Genomic DNA, 380 nt, shown 5'->3' on the forward strand with positions numbered 1-380 from the left:
GCCGATGACGATCGGACCCGAGCCGATGACCAGGACGGACTGGATATCGGAGCGCTTAGGCACGCTGGCCCTCCATCAGAGAAACGAAACGATCGAACAGGTAAGCGGCATCGTGGGGGCCGGCGGCCGCCTCCGGGTGGTACTGAACGCTGAAGGCGGGACGGTCCAGGAGCTGGAGGCCTTCGACGACCTGGTCGTTCAGGCACACATGGGACACCTCGGCACGGCCGAACTCGGTGTCCGACACCTTGTCGAGAGGGGCGTCGACGGCGAACCCGTGATTGTGGGCCGTGACCTCGACCTTGCCCGTGGTGCGGTCCTGCACCGGCTGGTTGATCCCACGGTGCCCGTACTTCAGCTTGTACGTACCGAACCCCAGC

Annotated in this window: 1 protein-coding gene; it reads right to left on the reverse strand. The window is 65.3% G+C overall.

From position 1 onward, the window contains the following. Positions 1 to 55 precede the first annotated feature (55 nt). The coding region (locus tag IF17_RS0135875; RefSeq protein ID WP_030575435.1) for a glutamine amidotransferase-related protein at positions 56 to 380 on the reverse strand (325 nt) is incomplete at its 5' end.

It is taken from the genome of Streptomyces cyaneofuscatus (assembly GCF_000718135.1).
GTDB lineage: Bacteria > Actinomycetota > Actinomycetes > Streptomycetales > Streptomycetaceae > Streptomyces > Streptomyces cyaneofuscatus.